This is a genomic window from Spartinivicinus poritis (assembly GCF_028858535.1).
Classification (GTDB): Bacteria; Pseudomonadota; Gammaproteobacteria; order Pseudomonadales; family Zooshikellaceae; genus Spartinivicinus; species Spartinivicinus poritis.
Map to the genome: position 1 here is coordinate 1 of NZ_JAPMOU010000101.1, position 7,240 is coordinate 7,240.

The 7,240-nt window shown below is 41.0% G+C and carries 10 protein-coding genes; 7 read left to right on the top strand and 3 right to left on the bottom strand.

Features of this window, described 5'->3' with window-relative positions; genetic code table 11:
• Window positions 1–744: 744 nt before the first annotated feature.
• Window positions 745–1,389, top strand: a complete 645-nt coding sequence (locus tag ORQ98_RS28420; protein WP_274692211.1) for a phospholipase D family protein — start codon at window positions 745–747, stop codon at window positions 1,387–1,389.
• A gap of 58 nt (window positions 1,390–1,447) precedes the next feature.
• Here ORQ98_RS28420 and ORQ98_RS28425 read toward each other — a convergent pair whose 3' ends face one another.
• Window positions 1,448–1,783 carry an HU family DNA-binding protein gene (locus ORQ98_RS28425; RefSeq protein WP_266195980.1) on the bottom strand — a complete coding sequence of 112 codons (336 nt, stop codon included), beginning with the start codon at window positions 1,781–1,783 and terminating at the stop codon, window positions 1,448–1,450.
• Between the two features lie 223 nt (window positions 1,784–2,006).
• Between ORQ98_RS28425 and ORQ98_RS28430 the strand changes: the two genes are divergently transcribed.
• Complete coding sequence (locus ORQ98_RS28430; protein WP_274692212.1) at window positions 2,007–2,246, top strand: hypothetical protein; 240 nt, start codon at window positions 2,007–2,009, stop codon at window positions 2,244–2,246.
• Between the two features lie 191 nt (window positions 2,247–2,437).
• Window positions 2,438–4,591 carry an SF1B family DNA helicase RecD2 gene (gene recD2, locus ORQ98_RS28435; RefSeq protein WP_274692213.1) on the top strand — a complete coding sequence of 718 codons (2,154 nt, stop codon included), beginning with the start codon at window positions 2,438–2,440 and terminating at the stop codon, window positions 4,589–4,591.
• 7 nt (window positions 4,592–4,598) lie between these two features.
• Here recD2 and ORQ98_RS28440 read toward each other — a convergent pair whose 3' ends face one another.
• Both ORQ98_RS28440 and ORQ98_RS28445 read right to left on the bottom strand, forming a co-directional pair.
• Window positions 4,599–4,745 carry a hypothetical protein gene (locus ORQ98_RS28440; protein WP_274692214.1) on the bottom strand — a complete coding sequence of 49 codons (147 nt, stop codon included), beginning with the start codon at window positions 4,743–4,745 and terminating at the stop codon, window positions 4,599–4,601.
• Window positions 4,746–4,769: 24 nt separating this feature from the next.
• Window positions 4,770–4,892 (bottom strand): hypothetical protein, encoded by a 123-nt coding sequence (locus tag ORQ98_RS28445; protein ID WP_274692215.1) that lies wholly within the window; start codon window positions 4,890–4,892, stop codon window positions 4,770–4,772.
• Window positions 4,893–4,969: 77 nt separating this feature from the next.
• On the opposite strand from ORQ98_RS28445, the gene ORQ98_RS28450 reads away from it, so the two are divergent.
• From ORQ98_RS28450 to ORQ98_RS28465, 4 genes are all read left to right on the top strand, one after another.
• Complete coding sequence (locus tag ORQ98_RS28450; protein WP_274692216.1) at window positions 4,970–5,170, top strand: YhfG family protein; 201 nt, start codon at window positions 4,970–4,972, stop codon at window positions 5,168–5,170.
• Window positions 5,171–5,428: 258 nt separating this feature from the next.
• Window positions 5,429–5,707, top strand: coding sequence for a type II toxin-antitoxin system Phd/YefM family antitoxin (locus tag ORQ98_RS28455; RefSeq protein ID WP_274692217.1), 279 nt, complete (start codon window positions 5,429–5,431; stop codon window positions 5,705–5,707).
• Window positions 5,698–6,120, top strand: a complete 423-nt coding sequence (locus ORQ98_RS28460) for a type II toxin-antitoxin system VapC family toxin (RefSeq protein WP_274692218.1) — start codon at window positions 5,698–5,700, stop codon at window positions 6,118–6,120. Before ORQ98_RS28455 ends, ORQ98_RS28460 begins: the two co-directional genes overlap by 10 nt.
• A 248-nt stretch (window positions 6,121–6,368) precedes the next feature.
• Window positions 6,369–7,097 (top strand): suppressor of fused domain protein, encoded by a 729-nt coding sequence (locus ORQ98_RS28465; protein WP_274692219.1) that lies wholly within the window; start codon window positions 6,369–6,371, stop codon window positions 7,095–7,097.
• The last annotated feature ends 143 nt before the right edge of the window (window positions 7,098–7,240 follow it).

The following is a 7,240-nucleotide window of genomic DNA, read 5'->3' on the forward strand; positions in this document are numbered from 1 at the left end:
GGAGCCATGCCTGTAGTCCAGCCCTTTAAGTCTTCCTCATCCTGCTAGTCAAGCATTAAAAACTTCGGAATCGAGTTAAAGAGTGGATACATGCAGTAGAAGCTACTAAAGGGGCCAAAATTAATGAGTCTGCTATCTCTATTATTAACCCTCATACAGGGGAAACAATTTCAATTGAGGGCCACCCTGGAGATACTCATGTACTGCTAAAGCCTGCTGAAGACAGAGGAGATATCCATAAGTCAGAATGGGTACACTGCTTTAGTTACTTTCAAGGCACTGCTTCATTTAAAGTTACCTGGGATACTCATGATATAAGTCACCCTGTTAGAACCATCGCTGCTGCCCTAGCTCATGCCTTACAAGCACAAATAATCGACGATGATGGTGAGGTCTATAATTGGTAGCATTATTTTAACCCCATTAGCTGTAATAATAATGATCCTTCTGACGTATAATTAATTATTTTGGTTAACCAACAAGCAGGATTTAAGGGAATAGAATGGCGAAGTTTCTAAACACTAGCGCTACGAACTATTTTTTAGAAGAACTGATTAAAAATGCTAGAGATAGGTTGGTGTTAATTAGCCCCTACTTAAAAGCAATACTGCGGACAGTTTTATAGGTGTTGTATGTTAGTGTTTACGGGGGGAGTGCTCTACTCTCATATACTTTATTGCAAGATAGCCTGAGGCTTAACATGCAATAAACTCCTCCTTCCTATGGTACATGGCCTGTAGAGCAATGTTTTATAATTCAAAAACTGTCTACAGTATTGTAAAAGTTAATGAACGCATTAAAGAGCTACTGGAAGACAAAAACCGGTTAAAAATTGATATTCGATTAATTTATGGCAAAAACGAGCTGCAGCCTGACGAAATTGATTGGTTAAAAAGCTTGGACTTCGTTCGTACCAGTTTTTGTAAAAACCTGCATGCCAAGTGTTACCTCAATGAAGAGCTGGCTATCATTACCAGTTTAAACTTGTACGAATTTAGCCAGGTCAATAACAATGAAATGGGCATTTTAGTACAGCGCGCTGATGAGCCTGACTTATACAATGATGCCTATGAAGAAGCACAACGAATCATTCGCATCAGTGATGAAGTCAGAATCACGATGGAAAAAGTTGATAAAGCACTTGAGACAGACAGTTCCCCAGCAACAAGCAAACCCAAGCCTGACAAGCTTTCTACATCTAAAATAGCAAAGAGCTCTGGCTTGAAAACTAACGAGCTAATTAGTCAATTATTGCAAGCGGGCTACTTGGAAGAAAAAGAAGGTAAAAATTATCTTACCCAAAAAGGTAAAGATGCTGGTGGAGAGTTTCGTATGAGTAAACAATTTGGTCCTTACTTTATTTGGCCTAGCTCATTCAGCATTAAGTAATGCCTGTTTAATCATCAATAAAGGCTTTACTACAAAGGCCTTTATTGATCTGACTTAATTATGATAGAGCATAGTCTTTTAAGCGCTTTAACGGTGTCACTTTAACCTGCACTGAGGCTGGCTTAGCCTTAAACATCATCTCTTCTCCTGTAAAAGGGTTCACTCCTTTACGGGCTTTGGTAGCAGGCTTTTTCTTAGTCACTATTTTCATCAAGCCAGGCAGGGTGAACTCACCACAACCCCGCTTTTTAATGTGTCGCTCCATCAAGTCAGTCAGTTCATCAAGAACAGCTGTGACTTCTTTTTTTGTCAGCCCAGTGTTTGCTGCTAACTCAGCTAATATTTGTGTTTTTGTGTACCGTTCTTTTATCGCTGGCAGTTTTTTTATTGTCATGTTGAGCGTCCAGTGCTGGTTATTGGATGGCCAATGAATATTGATAGCAGATACCTAGCAGTTGGTAAACACGTTTTAAAGCCTATTAGAGAAGATTTAATCTATAAATACCACGAGCTGTAGTTATCTATGACTTGAGCCGCTGCTATTTTGAATAGCTAATGATTCAGCAGCAAAACACCGCTACAATCACCCTACCCCCTTAACCAGCGAGATTCTATACATGCTGACAGAGCGTATCGATCAATGGATAGAACAATGGAAATTAGAAGGTTATCAGGAAGGCTATCAAAAAGGTTATCGAGATGGACATGCTAACGCCCTTCATTTAGTGCTACAAGGGCGGTTTGGTGAACTACCCGCTTGGGTGAGTGAAAAAATAAACAATGCAGACTCTATCACCTTGAAACATTGGCTAATCAATTTCTGTAGGGCAGATCAGCTTGAAGCGATTTTCACATAGTGTTTTCAATAGATAGCGAGAATATCAACACTTTCTGACTAACTCATTGTATGCTGCATAGATAATTAACTGCACTCTTTTTTATTAATATCCTTATCCGCTAAAATGGGCTGCATCAGTGTAGTAATAAAATAAGAGACCCGGTTATTAATCACTCCCAGCCTATTCACCAACACCAGCCATTAATTCATTTGTCAGGTCCCGTTGAACGGGTCACCTTTCACAGTGAAGCATCTGGTTTTTTTGTCATTCGAGTTAAAGTCAAAGGCCAGCGAGACTTGGTAACCGTCACCGGCAATACCCCTTCGATTACAGCAGGTGAATATATTGAAGCCACGGGGATATGGATTAATGACCCTAAACACGGAGTGCAATTTCAAGCCAAAACCATCAAAACGATTGTGCCAACAACGTTAGAAGGCATCGAAAAGTATTTAGGCTCTGGGATGGTGAAAGGGATTGGGCCTCACTTTGCCAAACGGTTAGTCAAAACCTTTGGGGAAGCAGTGTTTGATGTGATTGAACAAACGCCAGAGCGCTTACTGGAGTTAGAGGGTATTGGCAAAAAACGGCAAGTGAAAATCACCTCCGCCTGGGCTGAACAAAAAGTAGTTCGAGATATTATGGTGTTTTTACAATCCCATGGAGTGGGTACTTCAAGAGCCGTACGCATATATAAGACTTATGGTGATCAAGCAGTCCAAAAAGTGCAGGAAAACCCATATCAACTGGCCTTGGATATCCATGGGATTGGCTTTAAAACAGCAGATCAAATTGCCCAAAATATTGGTATTGCGCCTACTTCATTAATCCGAGCTCAGGCGGGGTTACGCCATACGTTGCAGGAGTTTTCTTCTCAAGGCCATTGTGCCCAGCCTGTTCAGGATTTACTCAAAGCGGCAGAGTCTTTGCTGGAAATTCCCCAGCCAATTTTGAGCGAAGCGTTGGCTAAGGAAATTGCCGAAGAGCGTTTAAAGCCCGATCAAATTAATGAACAAGAGGTGGTATTTCTCACGCCTTTGTATCGAGCAGAGCAAGGGGTGGCCAATCATGCACAACGACTGCTACAGGGGCAAACACCCTGGGGTAGTATTGATATTGATGCCGCTATTCAGTGGGTTGAGCAAAAAAACGACATAACGTTATCCTCCTCGCAACGTTCAGCTGTTGAAACCGCTGTTAATCACAAGTGTTGTGTCATTACAGGCGGCCCAGGTGTCGGTAAAACTACGACGGTCAACAGCATTCTTAAAATTATTAAAGCCAAAAAGGCTTCTGTTTTATTATGTGCGCCGACTGGAAGGGCGGCAAAGCGGCTAAGTGAGTCAACGGGATTAGAAGCTCTCACCATTCACAGGCTATTAGAGTTTGACCCATCTGCTTTTGATTTCAAACGTAATCAAGATAATCCACTAGAAACAGACTGCTTAATCATTGATGAAACGTCAATGGTCGATGTAGTCCTGATGAATCAGCTATTACGCGCAGTGCCTGATGACGCTGCCGTACTTTTAGTGGGGGATGTTGACCAGCTGCCATCTGTAGGGCCAGGTTCTGTTTTAGCCGATTTTATTGAGTCAGGACAAATACCCGTGGCTCGCTTAACAGAAATATTCAGGCAAGCCGCCACTTCAAAAATTATTACCTCTGCCCATGCAATTAATCGGGGGAAGCCTCCTTATCCTTCAAAAAAAGGCGAGGATACCGATTTCTTTTATATTACTGTGGACTCTGCAGAAGCAGCACAAGCAATGCTCATGAAGGTAGTCACTGAACGGTTACCCAAGCGGTATGATTTTCATCCTATTGATGATATTCAGGTGCTATGTCCAATGAACCGAGGAGGGCTTGGTGCACGCAGTTTAAACATTGCCTTACAAAGTCAATTAAATGGAGACCAACACCCACAAGTGACCCGGTTTGGCTGGACTTATGCGCCTGGTGATAAAGTTATTCAGACTATTAATAACTACGACAAAGAAGCCTTTAATGGGGATATTGGCCGTGTTCAGCAAGTAGACCTTGAAGAAAATCAATTATGGGTAGATTTTGAAGGGCGACAAGTGGAGTATGCATTTAATGAGCTGGATGAATTATCACTGGCCTATGCCACTACAATCCATAAATCACAGGGCTCTGAGTATCCATGCGTTGTCATTCCCATGACTATGCAGCACTTTATGTTGTTAGAGCGAAACTTGCTGTATACCGGTGTTACTCGTGGCAAACAAATGGTTGTGTTGATTGGCGAAGCTAAAGCGGTAGCCATGGCCAGTAAACGGCTAACCTCAGCAAAACGCCTTACTAATTTGGTCAATCAATTACAGCTAGCTAAAATTGGCTGACCCTTCGCTACAACCTTTGTAACAAGGATTTGCCTTTTGCCGTTAGCCATATCAGCTTAAAGCGCTGATCTTCCTTGCTTTGTTTGACCTTGATTAGCTTCACATCCCCACTTTCTTCCCTACCTTCTTCCAGGCGGCGGATAGTGGTCGCCACGTTTTTTTCATTAACACCCATAAACTAGGATAACTCGGAAACTGAGCAGCCTTCGTTATCCTTGATTGCCATTAAAGTGGCCAGTGTTCGAACTGTTATACGAGGGTGTTGCATCGACAGTTTGGTAAGCTTTTTAGTGTTCATCATAGGTACTTCTTTTTTATTTCAATTTGAAGTATCAATAAGAATGGCAGGAAGCCTAGAAATATCAAGGCTGTTAGCCTATGCCTCTTCAATTACGCTGTGTTATCTTAGGCGAAGCGATGACAGATCAAGAACTCAATAAAAGAAAAGCCTATTTTGCCAAAGTTAGGTTAAATAATTACCAGGCAAGTTTGCGGCTAGAAGGTATTGAGGTGCCGAATATTCCACCCGCACAAAACAAAGCTGAGATACTAGAAAAATATAAGGCCACAAAATCTTGATGTTACCCAATACCTTATATCCACCACGAACAAGCTTTAGAGTAAACAGAGCGGGAGTTATCCATGCTTACCCGCTTCAATTCTGATTATAAAAAGCGTTGGACAAAAACAGTACTAACGATTTTTGGCTAAGTTATTTTGTGGGCTTTTGGCCAAAAAGCGACCTCCTCAACCTTTAAGATAAAATACATATTTTACATACTATATGTATTTTATGTATAATTAGACATGTCAACTATTTAGCAAAGGTGTTTTGTTATGGACTGGCAACATGATTCAATTTCAGCCACTGAATTGGCCCGTAATATGGCATCAGTGATAGATAAAGTAAGGGTGTCAGGCCATAGCGTGTACATCACGAAAGGCTCACAAACTGTAGCAGAGCTAAGTCCGCCGCCTAAACAAGGATTTCCAATTGAACAGCTTGGCAGCTTACTGGAAAGTTTGCCTTCTCTGGGTAATGATGCTCAACAAATGGCTGAAGATCTCAAAGAGGCCCGAAGCCACGCTGATTTGCCGGAGAACCCATGGGACTAATCATTGATACCAATGTGTTTATTGACGCGGAAAATGGCCGTTTAGATCTCAGCATATTGTCTGGGCTTTCAGCTCATGGTGATGCGTTTATTGCAGCAGTTACTGTTTCTGAGCTATTAGTAGGTGTTCACATGGCAAAAACGGCTGATATACGTATCAGACGTTCTGCTTTTGTAGAGGGCATTATTAAACATATTCCTATTATGGAGTTTTCAATGTCAGTCGCCAGAACCTATGGTGAGCTCTATAGCCATTTTTTAAAGCCTCGCAATAAATCAGCAAAAAATGTTCATGACCTGCAAATTGCTGCTACCGCTATTGCCCATGGCTTTGCAGTACTCACTAGTAATGTTGAAGATTTCGAAAAAGTCCCTGGTTTAAAAGTGGTCAAACCAAACTCTAAAAATAAATAATTATTCGTTTTTTAAGATGCTTCCTCGGCGGGTGGGTATAATTTAGATTTTTCTTACTTTACATACATACCAATCCAATGAAGCTCGCTGGGTAGTGTCAGTTTACTTAATATCATCTCTATCCAATGATGCAGAAAATTAACCTGTCCGAAGCCCTCTCACATCATTGATGCTAAAGCTTCTGGTAAAAATATGGTTTTATTCCAGCATCAGAGTATCGTTTATTAATAGTTAGTCAAAGGTAACTAGTGAATAAGAATGAAAATTTAGTATCGATGTCTGGCGATCCCATTTTCAGGTATACAGACGGAGAGAACGAATGGGAAGCACCTCATGGAGAAGAGTGCATCGAAGAAATATCTGATCATATAGAGAAGCATATTGGCGAAGTTGCCATGGTTTTTCATGAGTTGATTTCTGACACTGTACATATAGACGTCCATCATGTGAAGCCCTCTCAGAAAAGGCCATTTCATACATTAATCACGTCAGGAATGAGTGATTTAGCCATGAATGTTCCGGCTGAAGTCGAGTCCACGAGCCACATGGAGCTAATGGTGACACTTCCAGAAAGTTGGAAAATTGATGAGAAGTCATTTAATAGTGAAAGTTGGTATTGGCCTGTTAGACAATTAAAATACTTGGCTAGATTTCCACACAAATATGATACCTGGCTAGGATGGGGGCATACCATACCAAATGGAGACCCTGCTCAGTCTTTCTCAGAAAATACAAAACTTAATGGCGTAATCCTTTTGCCACCTATAAATACCTCACCTGAATTCTTGGAGCTTAAAATTGATGACAATAAAGTTATTGAGTTCTTTAGTATCGTTCCATTATATGAAGAAGAAATGGATCTCAAATTAACTAAAGGCTGTGACATACTGCTGGAAAAACTCGATAAAAACAACATTTCTGACATTATTAATATTAATCGTAAAAATGTAGCGAAAAAGCGTTTTGGCATATTCTAAATAATTTAATCAGCTAAGAGCTAGTTGTTCTCACTCAGTCAACCGTGTCCCCTCTGCAAGCATGCATAAGTGCGACATGAAGTCGCATAAAGTCGTTGTTCTCCGACTTACGAGAGAACCATCTGTATCACCAGATGACCCTA

Coding starts and splice junctions, on each gene's coding strand:
- ORQ98_RS28420 (WP_274692211.1), top strand. CDS start 745: ATGTTTTATAATTCAAAAACTGTCTACAGTATTGTAAAAGTTAATGAA.
- ORQ98_RS28425 (WP_266195980.1), bottom strand. CDS start 1,783: ATGACAATAAAAAAACTGCCAGCGATAAAAGAACGGTACACAAAAACA.
- ORQ98_RS28430 (WP_274692212.1), top strand. CDS start 2,007: ATGCTGACAGAGCGTATCGATCAATGGATAGAACAATGGAAATTAGAA.
- ORQ98_RS28445 (WP_274692215.1), bottom strand. CDS start 4,892: ATGATGAACACTAAAAAGCTTACCAAACTGTCGATGCAACACCCTCGT.
- ORQ98_RS28450 (WP_274692216.1), top strand. CDS start 4,970: ATGCCTCTTCAATTACGCTGTGTTATCTTAGGCGAAGCGATGACAGAT.
- ORQ98_RS28455 (WP_274692217.1), top strand. CDS start 5,429: ATGGACTGGCAACATGATTCAATTTCAGCCACTGAATTGGCCCGTAAT.
- ORQ98_RS28460 (WP_274692218.1), top strand. CDS start 5,698: ATGGGACTAATCATTGATACCAATGTGTTTATTGACGCGGAAAATGGC.